The 21,907-nt window shown below is 47.7% G+C and carries 23 protein-coding genes and 1 pseudogene; 19 read left to right on the top strand and 5 right to left on the bottom strand.

The features are described from left to right. Positions 1-21: 21 nt before the first annotated feature. Positions 22-885 carry a prephenate dehydratase gene (gene pheA, locus ACFVS2_RS10630; RefSeq protein WP_173618919.1) on the top strand — a complete coding sequence of 288 codons (864 nt, stop codon included), beginning with the start codon at positions 22-24 and terminating at the stop codon, positions 883-885. A 79-nt stretch (positions 886-964) separates the two neighbouring features. Beyond that, positions 965-1,087: pseudogene (locus tag ACFVS2_RS10625) on the top strand (LysM peptidoglycan-binding domain-containing protein); the annotation flags it as partial. Between the two features lie 125 nt (positions 1,088-1,212). Here ACFVS2_RS10625 and ACFVS2_RS10620 read toward each other — a convergent pair. Then, positions 1,213-1,665 (bottom strand): hypothetical protein, encoded by a 453-nt coding sequence (locus ACFVS2_RS10620; protein WP_390233606.1) that lies wholly within the window; start codon positions 1,663-1,665, stop codon positions 1,213-1,215. A 147-nt stretch (positions 1,666-1,812) separates the two neighbouring features. Between ACFVS2_RS10620 and ACFVS2_RS10615 the strand changes: the two genes are divergently transcribed. Together ACFVS2_RS10615 and ACFVS2_RS10610 are read left to right on the top strand one after the other, a co-directional pair. Next, the gene (locus ACFVS2_RS10615) at positions 1,813-2,361 is read left to right on the top strand and encodes a hypothetical protein (protein WP_390233604.1); all 549 of its coding nucleotides are present in this window, start codon (positions 1,813-1,815) and stop codon (positions 2,359-2,361) included. Between the two features lie 294 nt (positions 2,362-2,655). After that, positions 2,656-3,684, top strand: a complete 1,029-nt coding sequence (locus tag ACFVS2_RS10610; RefSeq protein WP_173618917.1) for a phosphotransferase — start codon at positions 2,656-2,658, stop codon at positions 3,682-3,684. 55 nt (positions 3,685-3,739) lie between these two features. On the opposite strand, the gene ACFVS2_RS10605 is transcribed toward ACFVS2_RS10610, so the two are convergent. After that, positions 3,740-5,728 (bottom strand): bifunctional 2',3'-cyclic-nucleotide 2'-phosphodiesterase/3'-nucleotidase, encoded by a 1,989-nt coding sequence (locus ACFVS2_RS10605; RefSeq protein WP_390233601.1) that lies wholly within the window; start codon positions 5,726-5,728, stop codon positions 3,740-3,742. A gap of 216 nt (positions 5,729-5,944) precedes the next feature. Between ACFVS2_RS10605 and ACFVS2_RS10600 the strand changes: the two genes are divergently transcribed. After that, a complete protein-coding gene (locus ACFVS2_RS10600; RefSeq protein WP_390233599.1) occupies positions 5,945-6,517 on the top strand; it encodes a BofC C-terminal domain-containing protein in 573 nt (190 codons plus the stop codon). An 85-nt stretch (positions 6,518-6,602) separates the two neighbouring features. Here the strand turns inward: ACFVS2_RS10600 and ACFVS2_RS10595 are convergent, their stop codons facing one another. Continuing rightward, positions 6,603-7,691 (bottom strand): hypothetical protein, encoded by a 1,089-nt coding sequence (locus ACFVS2_RS10595; RefSeq protein ID WP_452101534.1) that lies wholly within the window; start codon positions 7,689-7,691, stop codon positions 6,603-6,605. Positions 7,692-7,820: 129 nt separating this feature from the next. Between ACFVS2_RS10595 and ACFVS2_RS10590 the strand changes: the two genes are divergently transcribed. The 9 genes from ACFVS2_RS10590 to yajC all read left to right on the top strand — a co-directional run bounded on the left by ACFVS2_RS10590 (position 7,821) and on the right by yajC (position 15,218). Next, positions 7,821-8,012 carry a hypothetical protein gene (locus tag ACFVS2_RS10590; protein ID WP_173618913.1) on the top strand — a complete coding sequence of 64 codons (192 nt, stop codon included), beginning with the start codon at positions 7,821-7,823 and terminating at the stop codon, positions 8,010-8,012. Between the two features lie 122 nt (positions 8,013-8,134). Next, positions 8,135-8,635, top strand: coding sequence for a crossover junction endodeoxyribonuclease RuvC (gene ruvC, locus ACFVS2_RS10585; protein ID WP_012685580.1), 501 nt, complete (start codon positions 8,135-8,137; stop codon positions 8,633-8,635). Beyond that, positions 8,632-9,249: a Holliday junction branch migration protein RuvA gene (gene ruvA, locus ACFVS2_RS10580; protein WP_390233594.1), complete on the top strand. Its 618-nt coding sequence runs from the start codon at positions 8,632-8,634 to the stop codon at positions 9,247-9,249. The genes ruvC and ruvA overlap by 4 nt, the downstream gene beginning before the upstream one ends. Before the next feature lie 4 nt (positions 9,250-9,253). After that, positions 9,254-10,252 carry a Holliday junction branch migration DNA helicase RuvB gene (gene ruvB, locus ACFVS2_RS10575; RefSeq protein WP_173618911.1) on the top strand — a complete coding sequence of 333 codons (999 nt, stop codon included), beginning with the start codon at positions 9,254-9,256 and terminating at the stop codon, positions 10,250-10,252. Continuing rightward, a complete protein-coding gene (locus ACFVS2_RS10570; protein WP_012685583.1) occupies positions 10,249-10,467 on the top strand; it encodes a DUF2905 domain-containing protein in 219 nt (72 codons plus the stop codon). Before ruvB ends, ACFVS2_RS10570 begins: the two co-directional genes overlap by 4 nt. A gap of 157 nt (positions 10,468-10,624) precedes the next feature. Continuing rightward, entirely contained in the window at positions 10,625-12,559 is a 1,935-nt protein-coding gene (locus ACFVS2_RS10565) for a SpoIID/LytB domain-containing protein (protein WP_390233591.1), read from the top strand. Between the two features lie 43 nt (positions 12,560-12,602). Next, positions 12,603-13,631, top strand: coding sequence for a tRNA preQ1(34) S-adenosylmethionine ribosyltransferase-isomerase QueA (gene queA / locus ACFVS2_RS10560; RefSeq protein WP_390233588.1), 1,029 nt, complete (start codon positions 12,603-12,605; stop codon positions 13,629-13,631). Between the two features lie 117 nt (positions 13,632-13,748). Next, complete coding sequence (tgt, locus tag ACFVS2_RS10555) at positions 13,749-14,879, top strand: tRNA guanosine(34) transglycosylase Tgt (protein ID WP_007717557.1); 1,131 nt, start codon at positions 13,749-13,751, stop codon at positions 14,877-14,879. Between the two features lie 18 nt (positions 14,880-14,897). Beyond that, positions 14,898-15,218: a preprotein translocase subunit YajC gene (gene yajC / locus ACFVS2_RS10550; RefSeq protein ID WP_173618907.1), complete on the top strand. Its 321-nt coding sequence runs from the start codon at positions 14,898-14,900 to the stop codon at positions 15,216-15,218. A 49-nt stretch (positions 15,219-15,267) separates the two neighbouring features. On the opposite strand, the gene ACFVS2_RS10545 is transcribed toward yajC, so the two are convergent. Next, entirely contained in the window at positions 15,268-15,684 is a 417-nt protein-coding gene (locus ACFVS2_RS10545; protein ID WP_137029850.1) for a TIGR04086 family membrane protein, read from the bottom strand. A 130-nt stretch (positions 15,685-15,814) separates the two neighbouring features. Between ACFVS2_RS10545 and corA the strand changes: the two genes are divergently transcribed. Together corA and ACFVS2_RS10535 are read left to right on the top strand one after the other, a co-directional pair. After that, on the top strand, positions 15,815-16,792 hold the full coding sequence (corA, locus tag ACFVS2_RS10540) for a magnesium/cobalt transporter CorA (RefSeq protein WP_106839332.1): 978 nt from the start codon (positions 15,815-15,817) through the stop codon (positions 16,790-16,792). 68 nt (positions 16,793-16,860) lie between these two features. Continuing rightward, the gene (locus ACFVS2_RS10535) at positions 16,861-17,574 is read left to right on the top strand and encodes a DUF421 domain-containing protein (protein WP_390233585.1); all 714 of its coding nucleotides are present in this window, start codon (positions 16,861-16,863) and stop codon (positions 17,572-17,574) included. A 3-nt stretch (positions 17,575-17,577) separates the two neighbouring features. Here the strand turns inward: ACFVS2_RS10535 and spoVB are convergent, their stop codons facing one another. Then, positions 17,578-19,164, bottom strand: a complete 1,587-nt coding sequence (gene spoVB / locus ACFVS2_RS10530; RefSeq protein ID WP_390233583.1) for a stage V sporulation protein B — start codon at positions 19,162-19,164, stop codon at positions 17,578-17,580. 87 nt (positions 19,165-19,251) lie between these two features. Here spoVB and ACFVS2_RS10525 point away from each other — a divergent pair, with 87 nt between their 5' ends. The 3 genes from ACFVS2_RS10525 (at position 19,252) to secF (ending at position 21,820) form a co-directional block, all read left to right on the top strand. Further along, positions 19,252-19,488, top strand: coding sequence for a post-transcriptional regulator (locus tag ACFVS2_RS10525; protein ID WP_106839329.1), 237 nt, complete (start codon positions 19,252-19,254; stop codon positions 19,486-19,488). Between the two features lie 174 nt (positions 19,489-19,662). Next, on the top strand, positions 19,663-20,898 hold the full coding sequence (gene secD, locus ACFVS2_RS10520; protein WP_390233580.1) for a protein translocase subunit SecD: 1,236 nt from the start codon (positions 19,663-19,665) through the stop codon (positions 20,896-20,898). Next, positions 20,888-21,820 carry a protein translocase subunit SecF gene (gene secF / locus ACFVS2_RS10515; RefSeq protein ID WP_390233577.1) on the top strand — a complete coding sequence of 311 codons (933 nt, stop codon included), beginning with the start codon at positions 20,888-20,890 and terminating at the stop codon, positions 21,818-21,820. The genes secD and secF overlap by 11 nt, the downstream gene beginning before the upstream one ends. Positions 21,821-21,907: the final 87 nt, after the last annotated feature.

Below are 21,907 nucleotides of genomic sequence, written 5' to 3'. Positions count from 1 at the left end.
CCATAGTGGATAGGAGTAGCCATGGAGAAGAAACTTGCTTTTCTAGGACCGCGTGGAACGTTTACCGAAGAAGCAGCGCGGATATTGTCGCTCGGACAAAAGCTATCTTTCGTTCCGTACCCAAGTATTATTGAAGTACTAAACGCTGTTTCCAAAAAGGAAGTGGCATACGGTGTCGTACCGATGGAAAACTCCATTGAAGGAACAGTCAATTCTACACTGGATTGGCTCATTCACGAAGTAGATCTGCCTATTTTAGCGGAGCTTGCACTGCCCATTACGCAAAACTTGCTGGTGGCAAAAAGAGAGCACCCCTTGCCTTTGTCCGCGATTACGCGAGTGCTGTCACATCCTCAAGCGATTGCACAAAGTCATAACTTTTTGCGTGAGAATGTGCCAGAAGCAGCAATTGAAACGGTAAACAGTACGGCATTGGCTGCAAAAATGGTGAGTGAGCATCCAGAAGAGCCGTGGGCTGCTGTTGGTACTCGATTGAATGTAGAGATTTATCCGTTGGAGTTTGCGCGTGAACAAATTCAAGATTATTCGAATAACTACACGCGCTTTGTTCTCGTCGGTCAGGAAAGTCTTGATCTACCGGTTTCCCGAAAGGAAAAGACGACGATACTGGTAACGCTGCCGGAAGATTTCCCGGGAGCATTGTATCAAGTACTGGCGGCTTTTGCTTGGAGAAAGGTCAACTTGTCTCGCATCGAATCACGTCCGACCAAGAAAGCACTCGGAAGCTATTATTTTGTCGTCGACATTGAGCAGAAAATGGACGACGTTTTGTTGCCAGGAGCGTTTGCGGAGATTGAAGCCATTGGTTGTCAAGTTCGTCAGCTCGGGACGTATCCATTTTATATGCATCAAACCAATTCCTAGAGGGATTGGTTTTTTCTTTTTCTGCTCCCTCCCAACAAAGGAGTGGCGTCAAGGAGCAAAACGCCCATGACTGCATACGATGTTAGGGAGCTTGGTGCAAGGGAGGAGAAAAACATTGAGAATACACATCGTCCAAAAAGGCGATACGATGTGGAAGATCGCCAAAAGATATGGCGTCGATTACAAAGAACTGTTACGCCTTAATAGTCAATTAAAAACTCCCGATACAATTTATCCTGGAGCGAGAATCAAGATTCCGGCGAAACAAGTTCCTGTCCGACCACCACAAAGAACGACGCCCCCCCATCCAATGAGTGAGGCGGCCCCTTATGTGAAAGAAAGACCGATTACGGAAGAGGAAGAGATGGAGGTACCGCAACAAATCGAAAGGCGGCCCATTGAGCCGGAAGAATCAGGAGAGGTACAAATCGAATCTAGGGAGGAGACCAGGCCTACTCTACCGCCGGCTCCCATTCCTACGAGGCCACCCAAGGAGATGCCTAGACCTCCCAAAGAAATGCCAAGACCACCAGTCCCTTCTGTTTCACCAGAGGTAGTCAGGCCAACGGCCCCACCAACATTACCACCTCCACCACCAACACAGCCTATTCCAAAACCAACGGAGCCGATCGAAAAACCAATCGAAAAACCAATCGAAAAACCAATCGAAAAACCAATCGAAAAACCAATCGAGAAGCCAACACCGTATAAACCACCGAACATTTCAGGGAAGCCAAATGTCCTGCCTCCGGTTCCACCTGTTCCTATACGTCCACTCATACCAACTCCACCTCCAACGAGAGTGAGTCCGTATATTTATCCACCAGCGATTCCACCGAATCAAAATGTACCCAACATTCCATATAGACCACCGACTCAGGTCTTGCCATTACAGCCTACACGACCGCCAGCATATGTATGCCCACCTTGCCCACAGCCGAATTATCCACCGCCACGGGTAAGTCCATTGCAACCAATGCAACCAAACTATCCGCCGCCACGGGTAAGTCCGTTGCAACCGATGCAACCAAACTACCCACCACGGGTAAGTCCATTGCAACCAATGCAGCCAAACTACCCACCACGAGTAAGTCCATTGCAACCAATGCAGCCAAATTATCCACCGCCACGGGTGAGTCCGTTGCGGCCGCAGAAGCCGCCTTCAAAGGTGAGCCCACAACAGCAACTCAAGCCACCTTCAAAAGTGAGCCCGCAACAGAAGCTGAAGCCATCGACGAGGGTAAGTCCAGAGCAAGAGCGCAGGCCAATGCCACAGGTGCGTCCATTCCCGCCATTCCCACCGCCGTTCATGCCACCATTCCCACCACCATTCCCACCACCATTCCCGCCATTTCCGCCTTGCCCACCGTTCGTGAATCCGTGGATTGGGCCGTTTTATCCAAATCGACGACCGATTGTGAGTCCAGAACAAATTCGACCAATCAATCCATTTCCAATCGTCCCACCACCGATTAGACCGATGCCGTTTCCTTATCCATGCCCACCACCATTTCCACCCATGCCATTAAAGCGGCCACGAGCGAAGAAGCCTGTGTGCCCGGAACCAGTGGAGTCATCATCATGTGAGTGTTCTTCTGAAGTCCCGGAGTACAGAGGCCGAAAAGGCAAGTACAATCGTTCTCCACAGGAGATTCACAATAACATGATGTTCCCGCCTTCCCCGTGTATGGCTTCCATGCCTGAACAAGGGGTTTGGCCGAACTGGGGAGATGGGCATGAAGATTCCTCTTCTTACTGAGAGGGTATGGGATGAACAAAGGAATCTTATCCACCATTGAAAAGGCTTTTCGCTGTCAAATCTACGGGGTGAAGCCGAAGCGAAACGTCAACCTGTTAAAAACAGACCGGGGCCACTGGATACTCAAAGGATATAAGCAGGTCGAAAAAGCTGTGTGGGTGACAGAGTTAGCGGATGCACTGCATGAGAAGGGCTTTTATCATACCGTGCAGTATGTGGCGAATCAGGAAGGGTCCAAAATTTTTGCATATGAAGACCGTCATTACACCATCATGAAAATGATTGATGGGCATGAAGCAGATAACGCTTCTCTTTTCGATGTTAAAAAAACAGCCGAAACATTGGCCCGTTTTCATGTTGCAGCTCAGGGTTTTCCTATTGCTCATACGTATGCGTATGAAGGAAAACCGGCTCTTTTAGATAAATGGGAGAGCCGCTTGGAATACTTTGAGCGGTTGATGTGGTCGATTGAACAGAAAGGACCCCAGACAAAACTGGAGCAACTCATTTCGCATCAGGCAGATCACGTTCTTCAAGATGGCAAGGAGCTGCTGCAATCTGCCTACAAGTTGCCTTTGACGCCAGAAATGTTTTTAGCCATGGAGAAGGGGACACTCGCGCACAGAGACGTGGCGAGTCATAACTTTTTGCTTACGGAGCGAGGCAATTGCTATTTGATTGACCTTGATACAGTAGGTCATGATCTTCAGCTTGTTGACCTGGTACAATTGATGTCACGGATGCTATTGATGCAAGAGTACCGCATGGATTCCTTTGTGGAAGCGATGGAAGCCTATAGTAACGTCAACTATTTATCTGATACCCAGATTTGGGCTGTTCATCAATTACTTCGGTATCCGGATAATTTCTTGCGGGAGGTAACGGGCTTGTATAGTCAGCGCCCAGGCTACCACATGAAGGGCGTCATGCAGTTGATCCAAATGGAAGGCAAAGTGATGGCGAATCGCCAACGCTTTTTAAACGATGGAGAACGAATTTTCCAGCACTCTCCATGGGGCCATTACCATTTTGTCGGATAGTCGGATAAAACAAAACATCCCTCTCGAAAGAGGGATGTTTGTGTTGTTGACAATCTTACTTGGAAGCAGGCTTGGACAGATCAATAGAGAATTTCGCAAACCCAGATTCCAATACGTTGATGAACTTGATATTGGACAATTTTTCAGCGAATGGTTTCGCGTCAGGAGAAGAAGTGAACGTAACGTTCAGCTTCGCATCTACTGGAGCAAAAGACCAGTTGTTGTCTGCTGCTGGGTCGATATTTTTTTGATTCAGGATGTAGTCGATTACGATTTGACGGTTTTCATCTGGAGAATCGATTACGATGTTTTTGCCATCCAGACCTGGGAACGCACCACCGCCGCTTGCACGGTAGTTGTTGGTTACGACGATGAATTTGTCTTCAGGTTTTACTGGTTTGCCGTTAAAAGACAGGTTTTTGATGCGGTTTGCATCTTTGCTTGCTACTTTTCCATCTACAGCGTATTTGGATGGCTGTGTAACATCGATTTGATAAGTAACACCGTCGATTACATCAAAGTTGTACGTTGGGAAAGACTCGTTGATGAGTGGTTGCTCATCTGTTTTCTTCGCATCGATTTGGTTGAACTGTCCAGCGGAGCGCTCCAACCATTCTTTCACCGTAGCTCCATCGACCAGAACCGCTTTCAATGTGTTCGGGTAGATGTACAGGTCAGATACGTTTTTGATAGCGATTGTACCAGCTGGGATATTGGAGTAGTAGCTTACTCCGTTGCGGCCGCCTGCTTTAAATGGTGCACCAGCAGACAGAACTGGAATGCCTTCGTATTCTGTACCCTTCACGTTTTTCTCAACGAACCATTTTTGTGCATTGGTTACGATTTGGATAGATGGGTCATCTTGTACGAGTGCAAAGTAGCTGAAGATCGGGGAAGATGTTTTCCCTACAGCAGAACGAACCCATTCAACTGTTTTATCGTGATCTTCTTTTACTGCATCTACGATAGCTTTGTCTGCATCAGCCAAGGATGCTTTGTTAGCTTTGTCATAGATCGGAACTACTTTTGTAGCGGACTCAGCCACTTTCCATTTGCCTTTTTCTTGTTTCAGCGTCAGGTCGATCACGCCGAGGTGGTTACCCCAGAAGCCAGGCATAACGGCTGGTTTACCGTTGATCGTTCCTTTTTCTGCATCAATGCCTGGAATTTTATCGAATCCAGGGCCAGGGAATACGGAGTGGGAGTGTCCGAACAGGATCGCGTCGATACCATCTACTTTGCTCAACTGGTAGCTAGCGTTCTCCAATTGAGGACCACCCTCGATAGGGCCGATTCCGGAGTGAGGAACCGCGATGATGATGTCCGCACCTTTTTTCTTCATTTCAGGTACGAATTTGTTGGCGGTTTCCACGATGTCCTTCGCGATTACTTTTCCTTCTAGGTTAGCCTTGTCCCACTGCATAATTTGTGGCGGAACAAAACCAATTACGCCTACTTTGAGTTTTACATCTTTGCCGTTCTCATCTTTAAAAGTACGCTCCAGGATTTCGTAAGGAGTGTACATGTTTTTGTCATTGTCCGGGTTTTTGTCCTTGTCATCTACATAGACGTTGGAATTTATGTAAGGGAATTTCGCGCCCTTCAAGCTGGTGTCCAAGAACTCCAAACCAAAGTTGAACTCGTGGTTACCGATGTTAGCAACATCATAGTCCATCAGGTTCATTGCTTTGTAAGCAGGGTGAGTATCTCCAGCTTTCAACGGGTCGATTTTTGCCACGTAGTCGCCCAATGGGTTTCCTTGCAACAAGTCACCATTGTCGATCAGGATGCTGTTTTTCGCTTCTTCTCTTGCTTTTTTGACCAATGTCGCTGTTTTTGCGAGGCCAAACTCATCTGTGTTTTTGTCTTGATAGTAGTCATAGTTAACGATATTGGTGTGGATATCTGTCGTTTCCAACAGGCGGAGCTTGAGGACAGAACCTGTTTGCGCGCTTACAGGAGTAAGAGGAAATGAGAGTGCGCCAAGAACCAAAGAAGTGCTGAGGAGGAAAGCAGTCAGCATTTTTTTGTTCGTTTTTTTCATGTTTGAAATGACCTCCATAAGTTTACAATAATGCCAAGCAAAAATAGTTTATCATTAGATTTAGACGCTGGAAAGATAGCTAGATGAAATAGTATATAAATTTTTTGTATTGACAAAAATAAAAAAATATAACGTCAATCCTCCATTGGTCGCGTATGTCCCTCTTTCTTTGTGGTAATGATAGGAAGAAAAGCCTATATAAAGAAGGGGTTCTATGTGACTGAGAAGAAAAAGTGGATGGTTTACGCGACGTGGGGTGCAGCATTAGCCACGGGCGTCGTAGTCGGCATCCTGTTAGTAGGAAAGGACGGAAACGATTCGGGTCTGGCTCGTTTACTGAACCATACAGGCAAAGCGGATGTAGTCGTAGGTAATTCGTATGAACTGGTTTTAGCTCGCCATTATTTGTGTGGGGTGCGAGATGAAGAACATGTGTCAGTTCGTACCAATCAACTGGCAGACGTCATGGGCAACTATAATGGATGGGAAATTGTACAAGCAGAACCTGTCAAGATGATCTTAATGAAACGCGAGCAGGATATAGCGCCAGCATGCAAGGAGAATGGACATATCGGAATAGCTGCGGACGGCATGCTTACTCTCTTTCATGGTCTGCCTGCTGAACAAGATGTCGTGCAAACCTTTTATCGAATCGATACTGCGAAAATGGAAGCGAGTCTGCCAAAAGAGGAATGGGAGAATCTGAAACGGGGGATTCGCATTCGTAATTTGGCAGAGTATAACAGTGTATTGTCCACCTATGGCGAATACCAATGGAGTGGCCAATGAAAACGGTTGGACCAAAAGAAATCCCTTTCGAGCCTTTCGTGTAACAAGCACGTATTGGACTGGAAAGGGATTTTTGTTTCCATTGCTATGGATTCAGTTCAACCGCAATGATTCGCCAACGTTCCCCCGGTACTTCGCGGCGCAAAAGAAATTTCCATGTCCGTCGAAAATTACCGCCTTCCCGGGCGATGTATGTGAGCCGAACAGGAACCTCTATCAAGAGGGGACCGCGTTCGTCTGACGGGATGACGATTTCTGACGATCGCACAGATTCGATCACGGACAGCCCTTCAGGAAGTGAGAATCCGTCCGTTGTCATTCGCATCGCATGGGTGTCGTGCTCATGCAGAGCGGTGAGGAAATAGCCGACGAGCTCTTCAGGAGACGCCCCTTTTATTGTAGTCGCAAGCGCTCCGGAGGCCTTGAGAATCATCATGTTGTGACTGGGATCGGGCTCTGTGCGTCGATGGGTAGAGCTGCCGAAAAAGTGGATGCAAAAATGCCCCGGGAATTCATTTCCTTTAATCGCACCAGCACCATGCGGCATTCCGTGCATGGATGCTGCAAAATAAGTACCGTCTACCTCTACCAGAATGGCTCTGCGCTTCCACGACCATTTCCCCTGGTAAATGTTCTTCATGATCTGTGTATCCTTGCGTGTCAACGGTTGGACATCGGCATGGCGACTGCCTGCTCTGCGCTGGACATCAAAACGATGACCTGTCTCCAAATCAATCACGGTACCGAACTCCATCCGTTTCAACGTTTTTTTCACCTGTTCCCAAGGAATGGCTTGCGCAAAATGGACGGCCTCTACGGACTTGACCATTTCTTCGATCCTTTGGTGAACATCGTTTGCCAATACATAACGACGAGGCATTTTTGTTTCATAAAGCTGGCCATCATGATCATATACATACGTTCGTTTTTTTACGGTCAATGTAGCACGTACCCAGTGCGGGTTATAGGAGGCGACTTCGGTAGTAGAGCCCAATAGCCGCTTCGTAAATTGCTTTTGATCACGGAAGGACATAGTCGTTTGGAAGGAGGACTCTGGGGACACCGAAACGGTGACCGTGATGTCATTCTTGACCTTGGCAAACACAGAGTGCGGCATTGACAGTGCGATTACGAAGAGGCATATACAAAAAATAAGGACTTTGCTTCGCAACAACCAACACCTCCACTGCTTATCGTTTCAATAAGATGTCTGGTTCATGTGGCGTAAATCTTGGTATCATAACACCATTGCGCTTACGCCATACTGATTTCATACGGTGATCGAAGGAGGAGTCTTTAGACCATGTCTACCATGCCAAGAGGTAGCTACAAAGACCAGTTCCATCAGCGTTTGTACGTTCAGTTGAACCAGGGGCACAACAAGCTCAATTACCAACAGATCAACAAGATCAAAGAGCACATGCAGAGTGGCGTAGACGACTATGCCCACATGCAGCATGATGTGTCAGATTCAATCGGAATGAACAAACACTAACAGACACCGTATAACCCGCTCCTTTTACGAGGAAGCGGGTTTTTATATGGAAATACACGTTCGCTTTTTGGGTGCTTTGTGTTACAGTAGAGAGTAGAATCTTTGCTCACGGAGAGTGGACTATGCGCATTTTAGGAATTGACCCTGGCATTGCGATTGTTGGCTTCGGGGTTGTGGATAAAGAGGGCAGCCAATTGCGTCCCGTCCAATATGGGAGCATTCAGACAGAAGCAGGATTGCCAGTGCCACTTAGATTGAAACAGATTTTTGAGGCAATGCAGAGCCTTCTGGAAACATATCGTCCCGATGAAATGTCCGTCGAAAAGCTTTTCTTTAATAAAAACGTGACGACGGCCTTTACAGTTGGTCAAGCGCGAGGGGTTATTATACTTGCAGCAGAGCTGGCTGGTGTGCCGGTCTATGAATATACCCCAATGCAGGTCAAGCAAGCCGTGACTGGATACGGGGGAGCAGAGAAGAAGCAAATACAGGAAATGACGAAGCTCCTATTGCGGTTAAAAGAAGTACCAAAGCCTGACGACGTGGCGGACGCATTGGGCATTGCTATTACGCACGCACAGTTTCGCGCGTTCATTTCCATTTCGGAAGGGGTCAAGAAATGATTGATTTTGTAGAAGGTACACTTAGTTATCTCGATTCGGAATACATAGTTATCGAAACGGGCGGAATTGGTTATCGACTGTTTTGCCCAAACCCGTACCAATTCGTTCGGTATGAAGGCAGCAAAACCAAATTGTTTACCCACCACCATGTGCGGGAGGATGCCATTCTGTTGTACGGTTTCGCTACCCGTGACGAACGCGATTTATTCCGCAAGCTGCTTGATGTTAGCGGAATCGGTCCAAAGGGCGGATTGGCCATTCTGGCTGCGGCGACGCCTGAGCAGCTGGTGATGGCGGTTCAACAGGAGAATGTTACCTATTTGACGAAATTTCCGGGGATTGGGAAAAAGACTGCCCAGCGCATTATCCTCGATTTGAAGGATAAATTGGTAGGATACACACCATCTGCGATTTTGACTATTGCAGCGGGTGATTTGACAGCAGGCGAGCAAGCTGTGTCTGCGCTGAACGAAGCACTCGATGCATTGACTGCACTGGGTTACTCTGATGGTGAACTGCAAAAAATCAGAAACACGCTGTCTGAGAAATCAAAAGAGGGCGATGGTGTAGAAAAGCTCATCAAACAAGGGCTTGCGTTGCTCATGAGGGGGTAGGATTTTGGATTCTCGGATCATCACGACGCATATGAATTGGGAAGAAGAGGCGGCGGAGCTGAGCCTCCGTCCCCGCTATTTAAACGAATACATCGGTCAACAGCACGTGAAGGAAAACCTGAAGATTTTTATTGAAGCAGCCAAAATGCGGAAAGAGTCGTTGGATCACGTACTTCTATACGGTCCACCTGGTCTGGGGAAGACAACCCTGTCGCAAATCATCGCAAATGAGCTGGGTGTAAACATCCGCACGACGTCTGGTCCGGCAATTGAGCGTCCGGGTGATTTGGCAGCGATTTTGACGAATTTGCAAGAAGGAGACGTCCTGTTTATTGACGAGATACACAGGCTCAACCGAAGCGTCGAAGAAGTATTATATCCGGCTATGGAGGATTTTGCGCTGGATATCATTATCGGTAAAGGGCCAAGTGCTCGCAGTGTCCGTTTGGATTTGCCGCCGTTTACATTGGTCGGGGCCACGACGCGAGCTGGAATGCTGTCTGCGCCGCTTCGCGATCGCTTTGGGGTTGTAAATCGCCTGGAGTTTTATACAGTCCCGGAACTGACCTTTATCGTTTCGCGTGCAGCCGACATCCTGCAGGTCGTCATTCGAGAGGGCGGAGCAGAGGAGATTGCCAGACGTTCACGGGGAACCCCCCGGGTGGCAAACCGTTTGCTGAAGCGGGTTCGCGATTTTGCTCAAGTAAAAGGCGAAGGCGTCATTACGACAGAGATTGCCAAAGAAGCGCTGGAAAGATTGCAAGTGGATGCTTGCGGTCTGGATCATATCGATCATAAACTATTGCTAGCGATTATTGATCGCTTTGACGGCGGACCGGTTGGACTGGATACGATCGCAGCAACAATCGGAGAAGAGTCGCAAACGGTGGAAGATGTTTGCGAACCATACCTCATGCAGATTGGCTTCATGCAGCGGACGCCGCGGGGGCGTGTTCTCACCCCGAGTGCGTACCAACACTTTGGGCGGGAGATGAAATCGTGAATCCTGTAGCCAAGCTACTGATTATTGGTGGTGCTGCTTTAATCGTAATCGGTCTTTTGTGGCAGGTAGGAGGCAGATTTTTGCCGCTGGGGCGTTTGCCGGGAGATATCGTGGTAGAAAAGGAAAACGTAAAGTTCTACTTTCCGATTGTGACTTGTATTGTGATTAGCATCGTCTTGTCTCTTGGCATGTATTTATTCCGGCTGTTTAAATAGGCAAGTGTGAAGGCCATCGGAGCTCATCGTTCCGGTGGTTTTTTGCGTGCGGGCGTTTGGTCTCATTTTACGAAAAAGGCAGGAGATCAGCCTGCGATTGTCGAAAAACATGGGAAGACATGCCAATTTTTGTTGAAAATCAGGTGGAGAAAGGACAATGGACGACATGAGAAAGAAATGGATGGGGAAAGTCCTTTCGGTGGGCCTGCTAACAGTAGTTCTCGTAGGAGGACAAGTACCAGCGCAGGCAGCCGGCGACAATATCAGAGTTGCGCTATTTGTGGATACGGGACAAGGCTATCGGGGAATAGTTCCTTCCGTGACGCTAACTGCTGAAAATGGAATGGAAGTCGTACTCAATGGACCCGAAGGCAAGACAGATTTACCCGAATTAAAGGGAGATGCAGCTCGTTACCGAGTTGATGAATATCATCTGATCGTTGCCGAAACTGGTGACTGGAATCGTGCACAGCAGATTGCACAGCAAATGAGCCAACGCAAATACGAGGGCTCAATCCAGGTGGCAAAGCGCAGCGGTCAGACCGTCTATCAGGTCATAAGTGGAACGTATGACACGTATCAGGCTGCTGCCAATCAGGCAAAAACAGTTGCCCAGGCAATCGGGCAGAATCCGCTGGTAAAAGGTCCACATCGACTTGAAGCGGGTAAATTCAAAAGCTTAAAAGAAGCACAAGAATGGCAAGCGTCATTTGAAGCAGCAGGCATTCCTGCTTATCCCGTGATGCTATCAGATGGGGATAAAGTCAAATATGCGGTATGGATCGGTGACGAGGTTAGTCCTGATGCTGTGAAAGAATTGAAACGAAGAGCAAACGCCGCATTTCCTTCTTTCTCCTATCAGGAGTCAGACAGCCAATCTTATGTTATATTGAAGCAGGATGTATACGGATCACCGGATGAAGTGATTTGGAAGTATGTATTCTCCCCTCAAGTAAAGCTGACTGTCGAAGCGAATAAAGCAGGCGATGAATCGGTGATTGGCGTTGTGGAACGAGAGCAGCGCACATATCGCGGTGAGATGGAGCTATCGGAATACAATGGTCACTTGACGCTAGTAAATGAGCTTCCAATGGAAGAGTATCTGTATGGAGTCGTTGGCTCTGAAATGGCTCCAGGCTGGCCGATGGAAGCATTGAAAACACAAGCAGTTCTGTCGAGAACTCGTGCTGTGTGGCAAGGTAATAAGTATGGAGTTGCCAATGTATCCGACACGGTTTTCGAACAGGCGTATTATGGCTATACAAAAGAGTCTGATGATGTACGTGAGGCCGTCGACGATACAGAAGGTGATATCATTTACTACCAAGGCAAGCCAGCGGAGTCACTCTTTTACTCCAATGCAGGGGGTATGACGGCGGACGGCACAGAAGTATGGGGCAATCCGGTTCCTTATTTGCGATCTGTCGAGAGTAAAGACACATATCCAATGGACAATGCGAGCGTATGGTACCGCGTGGCTTTAGCAGATGGAACGCTCGGCTATGTAAGAAATGATCTGGTAACGGAAACAGGCCAGAGCAATTCAGAAGGAAAAAGAATGGCGGTCATTTCGACCGAGAATACCAATTTGCGCTCAGGCCCAAGTACAACGACTCATCGTGTGTTGTCCGTACTCCCTACTGGTGCAGAAGTAACGATCCTCTCAGAAGTAAAAGAAGAAAATGCGTATTCGTGGACGCGTGGTCCGTTTACCGCTACAGAGGTTGCAGCCATGATCAATGCCGCGCATGACAAGAACAAAGCTCCACGCATTTCAGGAAACGTAACGAGCCTGAAAGTGACAGAACGCGGTCCATCTGGACGTGTGATCGCGATGGAAGCAAACGGCACGCCGATCGTCGTTTCTTCACCGGATGCTTTCCGTTCTGTTTTTCAACAAGGTGGCTCCCCTCTGCGCAGCACGAAGTTTGAAGTAGAAATGGTCAATGGCTCGCAATTCATCTTCCGAGGTACTGGCTTTGGGCACGGACTTGGTGTTTCCCAATACGGAGCGCGTGCGATGGCAGAGGAAGGGTATGACTACAAAGATATCTTGCAACACTACTACCAGGATGTGACAATCGAAAAGTAAGTCGTTTGCCACAAGATCTACCGCAAAAAGGAGTAACGATTTCGTGGACGTGCAACAATTTGATTTTGATTTGCCGGAGCATTTGATTGCCCAGCACCCGCTAGAAGACCGAACATCATCGAGATTGCTCATGCTAGAGAAACAAACAGGCAATATCGTTCATCAGCAATTTACCAATTTACTCGATCACCTCCAAGCAGGGGATGTACTCGTCATGAATGACAGCCGCGTTTTACCTGCCAGATTGATTGGAGAAAAGGCTGAGACTGGTGCAAAAATAGAAATCCTTTTGTTGAAATCACTTGGTGACGATCGCTGGGAGACGCTGGTGAAGCCCGGGAAGCGGATGAAGCAGGGGACAGAAGTGGTTTTTGGAAACGGTCTATTGCGTTGTGTTTGTGAAGACGTGACAGAGACGGGTGGACGAATCGTGCGCTTTATGTACGAGGGAATTTTTTATGAGATTCTCGACCAATTAGGCTCGATGCCTTTGCCCCCGTATATTCACGCACAACTGGAGGACAGTGAGCGTTACCAGACAGTCTATGCGAAGGAGCGCGGCTCAGCAGCAGCTCCGACAGCCGGCCTCCATTTCACGAAGCCGTACTTGGAGCAAATCGCTGCCAAAGGTGTACAGCTGGCTTACGTAACACTGCATGTGGGACTGGGGACTTTTCGCCCTGTTTCAGCGGATTCCGTGGAAGAGCATGTCATGCACGCGGAGTACTATGAGATTCCCGAGGAAACAGTAGAGCTGGTGAACCAGGCAAAAGCAGAAGGTAGAAGAGTAATCGCTGTCGGGACGACATCATGCCGCACATTGGAGACAGTAGGGCGCGCGAATGGAGGAAAGCTGGTCGCAACCTCTGGTTGGACGGATATTTTCATTTATCCGGGCTACACGTTTTCTATCCTAGACGGGCTCCTGACAAACTTCCACTTGCCGAAGTCTACGCTCGTCATGCTTGTGAGTGCTTTGGCTGGAAAAGAGAATGTGATGCGTGCCTACAAAACGGCTGTGGAAGAGGAGTATCGCTTCTTCAGTTTTGGCGATGCGATGTTAATTTTATAAAAATGTGAACAACCCACCTGTATAAGTGTATACTTATTAGTCAGGTGGGTTTACTTCGTCCAGAAGTTTTTCTATAATAGGTAAGACTTACATACATAGCTTGAGGAGTGCAAAGATTTGGCTGTACGCTACGAGTTAATCAAAACATGCAAACAAACTGGTGCACGTCTCGGTAAGTTACATACACCTCATGGGACGATTGACACCCCTGTCTTTATGCCTGTCGGTACACAAGCGACAGTAAAGACGATGAGCCCGGAGGAGTTAAAAGCGTTAGGCGCGGGCATCATCCTCAGTAATACGTACCATTTGTTTCTACGTCCAGGGCATGAAATTGTTCGTGAGGCAGGCGGACTGCACGGCTTTATGAATTGGGACCGTGCGATTCTGACTGATTCCGGCGGTTTTCAAGTATTTAGCCTTAGTAACCTCCGCAAGATCACGGAGGAAGGAGTATCCTTCCGTTCCCACCTAAACGGCGAAAAGCTGTTTATTGGTCCTGAAGAGGCTACACAGATTCAAAACGCGTTGGGTGCCGATATTTTCATGGCATTCGATGAATGTGCTCCTTATCCTGCGGAGTACGATTACGTAAAAAAATCAATGGAGCGAACAACCCGCTGGGCAGAGCGTTGCCTGAAGGCGCATACTCGTCCAAACGAACAAGCGTTGTTTGGAATCGTTCAGGGTGGCATGTTCAACGATTTGCGCGCACAAAGTGCACGCGATCTCGTTTCCATGGATTTCCCAGGATACGCGATCGGTGGTTTGAGCGTGGGAGAACCGTTTCCTTTGATGTATGAAGTGCTGGAGCACACCGTTCCACTGCTTCCGACAAGCAAAGCCCGCTATTTGATGGGGGTTGGTTCACCAGATGCTCTTATCGACGGAGCGATCCGAGGCATTGACATGTTTGATTGTGTGTTGCCGACAAGAATTGCCCGCAATGGGACATGCATGACAAGCCAGGGAAGACTGGTCATCCGCAATGCAAAATACGCGCGCGACTTTACCCCACTTGATCCAAATTGCGATTGCTACACCTGCAAAAATTACACACGTGCTTACATCCGACACCTGGTCAAGTCGGAGGAAACCTTTGGTATCCGATTAACTACCTACCATAACCTGCACTTCTTGGTGAAGTTAATGGAACAGGTGCGTCAGGCGATTGCCGAAGACCGCTTGCAAGATTTCCGCGACCAGTTTTTCGCTCAATATGGATTGGGTGAAGATAGATCTTTTTAATCGAGGGGGATTTTTTTCATGGATGGCTTGACTCAGTTTTTACCGATTATCATCATGTTTGCGATTTTTTACTTCTTGCTGATTCGTCCGCAACAAAAGAAGGCAAAACAACGCAACGCTATGCTTGCAGCTATTAAAAAAGGCGACAAGATCGTAACAATCGGTGGAGTGCATGGAACGATCCAAGACCTGTCTGATGATACTATCACTTTGCGTATTGCTCACAACGTAAACGTTACGTTCGATCGTGGTGCGATCAACAGCGTGGTTTCTTCCAGCAACGAACCAGCAAAGAGTGAACCAGCGAAGAGCGAAGAAACAAAAGAAGAATCCAAATAATACATGCGAAAAGCAGGTGGGTCATCCACCTGCTTTTTTCTGTCTTGCTTTAGCGGCGAGGCTTGATAACTTTAGGTTTACCGCCTTTATGCTTGTTGTTGGAATTGGCCGAATTCACGCCGAGAATCCCACCTAAGGCAGCCACTCCAAAAGCGCCGAACAAGAACAGGAAGGTCCCCCATTGCATCGGGGCGTTAAAGCCGAGGAAGCCGATTAAGAGGATGAAAAGGAAGTAAGTGAGTCCGGTAAGTCCGCCGTAGTACCAGCCCCTGCCGCCGCACCGACGTCCAGTAACGAATCCCCCGATCAAGAGGGCGATGGCATTGATCACGTACGTAAAATAGGGTAGCGTGCCTTCCCGTATCGAGGTGAAGCTAAGGAGCAAGGTCGCGAGCAAAGCTCCAATTAAAACGAGACATGTCGTATACAATAGACCTGTCAGTACAGAGGTAGATGCACTTCGCACGGTATGTACCCCCTTATTGGAAGTGTTTGTACATCTATATGAGAGGCTTGGCTCACGTATTCATCTTCGCGTTGAACATTGATAGGAATTTTCGTATGATGGATGGGGAACGAGACGGGGGTGAGGAAGATTGATCAAAACGTACTTTTATAACCACTCTGAACAGAAGATGTTTCACGATGTTGATCTGGCAACGAAGGATCAATGGCTGAAATCACCAGAGGATCTACTCTGGATCGATCTGTATGATGTGGGAAACAATGAACTGCCCTATATTGCCAAGATTTTCGACTTTCACCCGCTGGCAATTGAGGACTGCCTGCACGTCAGTCCACGTGCCAAGGTAGACAAGTACGATGACTACTATTTCTTCGTTTTTCACGCCCTGCGTTACAATGAAGAAAGCGATGACGAGATCACAACGGTAGAACTGAACGTTTTTCTCGGCCCTAACTACATCGTGACGATCCACAAGTCTCCGATGAATACCATCGGTAGGATCGCTGCCATGTGTCACCGCAACATTTCTTACTTGAACAGAGGTCCTGACTATTTGCTGTATGCCATTGTAGACGGGATTACCGATGAATATTTTCCCATTATTGATCGGATTAGTGTGCGGATTGACGAGCTGGAGGACGAGATTTATGAACATCAGATGGAGGAAATTACCGAAGAGTTCCTGGCGTTGAAGCGAACGATTATTTTAATCAGGCGTGTGATCATGCCGCAAAAAAGAATTTTCGCGAACGTCAACGGCCGTTACTCCTTCGATATTTCCGAGGAAAACGTTCCGTTCTACACCGACCTAACAGACCACTTGGAGCGGATTTCGGATTCAACGGAAACCTTCCGTGATCTGGTTAACGGTGCGTTGGATACGTACTACACCATCATTAGCGCCAAAACAACGGAGACGATGCGGGTTCTTACGATCATCTCTACGATCATCCTTCCTTTGACATTTATCACCGGACTATTCGGGATGAATACTTTTGCATGGCTGGGTGAAGAAGCCGAACCGTATATGCTGATCGTGGCACTCGTGATTATGCTAGCCATGACGTTTACTATGCTTCACATTTTCCGCAAGCGAAAGTGGCTGTAATTGGTGCTAATACTTTCCCTGCCCCCTGTTGAACACTAGTATCAAATGTTCTTTGGGGGGCAGCGAAAGTGGATAATCTTACAATGGTGTTACTTCGCACCCTTTTCTCGTATTTTTTCCTCCTGATCTTAGTGCGGTTGATGGGAAAGCGGGAATTGGGAAAGCTGTCCGTTTTTGATGTAGTCATCTCGATCATGCTTGCAGAAATGGCTGCATTAGCGATTGAGGATGTCGATAAGCCTGCTCTTCGGTTTTATTTGCCGATGCTGTTAATTGCCTTATTGGAAGTCGCCTTCGCTTATCTGTCATTAAAGAGCAAGAAATTCCGCGATACAGTGGACGGCTCTGCCGATTTGATTATAGAAAATGGGCAAATCAGGGAGCAGGCGATGCGTCGCAATCGCTTGAACATGGATGATTTGATGGTACATCTGCGGCAAAAAGACGTAAAAAACATTGCCGATGTTGAATTTGCGTTGTTGGAGCCAACCGGACAGATGAGTGTGTTTTTGAAGGAGCAAAAAGAAAAGATTACGAGGGAAGATTTATCGTTGATGAAGAAGCAGCAAGTCGGTCCTGTCTCGTACAAAGGTCTGCCCATCCCACTGATTCTCGATGGCAAGGTGAGAACGGAGGCACTGAACAAGATCGGACAAAACCAGCTTTGGCTGAAACGAGAAATCCGCAAATATGGAATCAAAGACATTCGAGAAGTTTCTTTTTGCAGCATTGACGAACGTGGCATCATGTATTTGGACAAAAAAGACAAGCCGCTGCAATAAATGCTAGCGGCGAGGGAAGAACACGGCGAGTTGTTCGCCGATCCACGGAATGCGACGCACGTCTTGCTTGCCCAAGACACGCATGGCGACGAGTAGGACAAAGTACAGCAAGGTGCTAATGAAGGTGCTTGCAGTCAATAGCTGTCCAATCGATACGTCCATAAACCAATGCTTGGCAATGTAGGAACCGGAATAACCCATGAGTAGCATGGCGATCGCGATTTTGCTGAATTCCCGAAGGTCGACCGTAAAACCAATTTTTTTGATCAGGCTAGCAAAATGCAATAATGTTCCAAGTGTAATGCCAATATTAAGTGCAATGACAGCGCCATGAATGCCGAATGCTGGATGTGCCGTGAAAAAAAACATGGCGACAGTTTTGATGATGGCACTGATCAGCGTATTTCGAAAGACGACCTGAGCATAATCGAGGCCTTGCAAGGCGGCGGCAAGCGGTGCTTGGAAAAACAGGAAGACGGAGAACGGTGCCAGCTCTTTTAGCAGCACGCCAACCTCCCGATACTGATTGCCGTAAAGCAGGACACATAAAGGTTCTGCAAAAATAGTGAGCAAGACAGTACAAGGTGCTCCGATGACGAGTGTAATCCGCATGGCTTGATAAATGCGGCGATGCACGAGTGGGGCATTTTTTTGATAGGCCGCTTCCGCCACGGCAGGAACGAGGGAAACGGACAAGGAATACGTTAAAAAAGTGGGAAAAAGCAACAAAGGAACGGCCATCCCAGCAAATTGTCCGTACAAACCAGTAGCCGTCGAGGTGGTAAAACCAGCAATGACGAGCGCGTAGGGTACGAGCATAGGCTCTAGCACGTACGCAATGGAGCCGATGATGCGACTTAGCGTTACAGGGAGTGCGACGTGGATGAGTTGCGACAAGCTCTTTTTGCTAGCTGAAACCGTCATGAGCAGGGGCTTATCCAGAAGCTGAGCTGCTGCTTTTTTGCTGCCTTTGCGATACTGCCAGAGAATGTACAAGAGTCCGGCGGCTTCTCCAAAAATAATGCTGGCGACAGCACCTGCTGTGGCGTACTCAATGCCTGCCGAAAGAAACGACATCGTCATGACAACGACCAGTGCCATTCGGACGACCTGCTCTACAAGCTGAGAGACCGCGGTAGGGATCATGTTTTGCTTTCCTTGGAAGTATCCTCGCAGGACAAGAGAAATGCCGGAAATCGGGATGACCGGAATGGCCGCAAGCAGTACAATGTGTGCACGAGGGTCCGCGAATAGCATTCCAGCAATCCATTGGGAGAACAAGAGGAGCAGGACACAGATGACGAGGCTAATCCCGCCTGTGACCGACAAGGCTACTAACAGAAACCGGCGAGTCAGTCGCGGATTATTAGCCGCTTCCGTCTCTGCCACTTGCTTTGCAATGGCAACCGGAAGTCCGAATGTCGTCACAGTAATCAGAAAGTATAAAAGGGGCACAACCATCTGATAAAGCCCCATTCCTTCCGCTCCGATAATGCGCGACAACACGATCCTGTGAGCAAAGCCAAACACTTTGGTAATGCCACCAGCAATAATGAGGATGACCGTTCCGTAAAAGAAGGATTGTTTCATGGAAGGCTCCTTTGCAAGGATAAATTCACTCAGTAAAGAATATGGACGTGCCGCTGTCGGCATGACTACTTTGAGGGGGAAATTGGGATGGACCAAGCGCAAAAACAGGAATGGTATGGGCAAGTCGCAAGTCTTTGTGTAAGCAAGGCAGAGGAATTTGCTCTTTTGGGGTACGACAATGTGGCAGCTGAGGACGTTTGGGAATGTGTCACGAACGGCTACAAAGAAATGCCGCCGATACACCAGCTTGTCAACGACATTTTGTCATTGAAGCCAAATAAGTATATGAATTACCTCATGATTCAAATGTACAAAAATTCTTAGTGAAACTTCTTCTTATCTAAATCGTATAGGTAAAAATGCGGATTGCAGATAAGGGGTTGGTTACCATGGTTCGCTTTTCCAGCATGAATTGACACGTTTTTTCTTACTTCGCTATAATGGGCATATTGGTTTTCGTGTCGACGACGAGGCACGGCTAGGAAAGAGGGGTATTACATGATTAAATGGAGCAGGCTTGTATTGTTCCTGGTTGTGGTGGGCTTGTTGGGCGGTCTGTTTACCACGACTGGACAAGTAGCAAGCAATATCACACTAGGATTGGATTTGAAGGGCGGCTTTGAAATTTTGTACCAGGTAGAGCCCTTGAATGAAGGACAAAAGGTCGATACAACATTATTGGCTGCAACAGCGCAAATGGTGGAAAAACGGGTGAATATCGGTGGCGTTACCGAACCAGAGGTAAACGTCGAGCTGCCGGACCGTATCCGTGTGAGGATTGCCTCCCATGATGCTGATCAGGAAAAGCTTCGTGAGTTGATTGGCAAACCAGCCGTACTTACGTTCCGTGACGTAGAAGGCAAGACGTTGATGAAAGGTAGCGATTTGGCTCCAGGGGGAGCAGCAGTCGGTTACAACGAACTGAAAAGACCGTTAGTTACCGTCAAATTTAAAGAACCGAAACTTCTAGAAGACGTGACTCGTGCAAATCTTGGTAAGCCAATGGGAATCTTCCTAGATGAAACCATGCAGACCAGTCCGACGATTCAGTCTGTCATTTCCGGTGGTAGTGCACAAATTACCGGTGACTATACGCAAGAATCGGCTCAAGAATTGGCTGACTTACTTAACTCCGGTGCGATGCCGGCCAAACTGATTGAGAAACAGGTAACATCTGTAGGCGCTACACTTGGTGCGATGTCCTTGGAGAAAACCTTGTATGCAGGATATATAGGTGGAGCATTTATCCTTATATTCATGTTGGTGGTTTATCGTTTGCCAGGGCTGGTTGCCAATATTACACTGGTAGCTTTCATCTATCTCTCCTTGCTATTCCTTGATTGGATGGATGCGACGCTTACACTGCCAGGGATTGCTGGTTTCATTTTGGGAATCGGGATGGCCGTGGACGCGAATATTATTACCTACGAACGTATTCAGGAAGAGATTCGTTCCGGTAAGACGATTCTATCTGCATTCCGTGCAGGTGAACGACGTTCCTTGGTCACCATTTTGGATGCACAGGTTACGGCTATGATCGCAGCTGTGGTATTGTATTTCTTCGGGACTAGCTCTATCCAAGGCTTTGCGATTATCTCGATGCTGACAACGATCGTAAGTATTTTTACAAACGTTTTTGCCTCTCGTTTCCTCCTCGGCTTGTTGATCCGTACGAACCTATTCAAGAAGCCGTCTTGGTTCGGGGTAAAGGAGAGTGAAATTGGTGAGTTATAGAGCACTAGAGTACGCTGATAAGTACAACATTGTAAAAAACCGTAAGAAGTTTTTTGTGATTTCATGGATTATTCTTGCGTTGGGCCTGTTGTCCATGTTCACTCTTGGGTTGAATCTCGGGGTTGATTTTAAAGCAGGTACACGTCTGGATATGTATATCGGGAAAGAGTTCTCGACGACTGATATTGATGCGATCGTCCGGGAAAAGCTACCAGAGACATCTTTTTCAGATGTGACAGCATATGGGGAAAAACAGGCTTTTACACGCTTTGAAGAAACCATTCCACCGGAAAAGCTGGCGGAGATTGAACAGGCATTGATAGCCAAGTATGGTGATCAGGTAACCAAGCAAGAATCTACAGTTGATCCGATTATTGCACAAGAATTGGTACGCAATGCGGGTTTTGCAATTTTGTTCGCTGCACTTGGGATTGCCATCTACGTAGCGGTCCGCTTCCAGTTCTTGATCGGGGTCGCGTGTGCGATTGCTCTCTTGCACGACGTATTTATTCCGATCGCGTTGTTTTCCGTGTTTCGACTCGAGGTTGACTTGACCTTTATCGCAGCGATCTTGACGATTGTTGGTTATTCATTGAACGATACGATTGTTATTTTTGACCGTATCCGTGAAAATGAACGCGTGATGAAGACCAAGACAATTGAAGACCTGGAACACCTGGTAAACGTGAGCTTGTGGCAGACAATGCGCCGCTCTGTCTTTACCGTGGTAACCGTTTTGGCGACAGCCGTTGCGATTGTGTTCTTGGGAAGCGAAGGGATTCGCAACTTCTCCCTCGTACTGATTTTCGGATTGCTCAGTGGTTCCTACTCTTCGATCTTTATCGCTGCGCAAATCTGGGTCTCTTTGAAAAAGAGAGAAATGAACAAGAAGCGCTTTTCAACAGCTCCAAACGAAAGCTAATCCGAAAGCCGCGGGGATATTCCCGCGGTTTTCTCCTTTTTTTACCGGAGAAAGCCTCACTATTGTCAGGCTTGTGCTCCATCCACT

The sequence above is a fragment of the Brevibacillus sp. NPDC058079 genome (assembly GCF_042885155.1).
Classification (GTDB): domain Bacteria; phylum Bacillota; class Bacilli; order Brevibacillales; family Brevibacillaceae; genus Brevibacillus.
The sequence above is the reverse complement of the archived record's forward strand: the minus strand, read 5'-3'. Positions and strand labels throughout refer to the sequence as shown.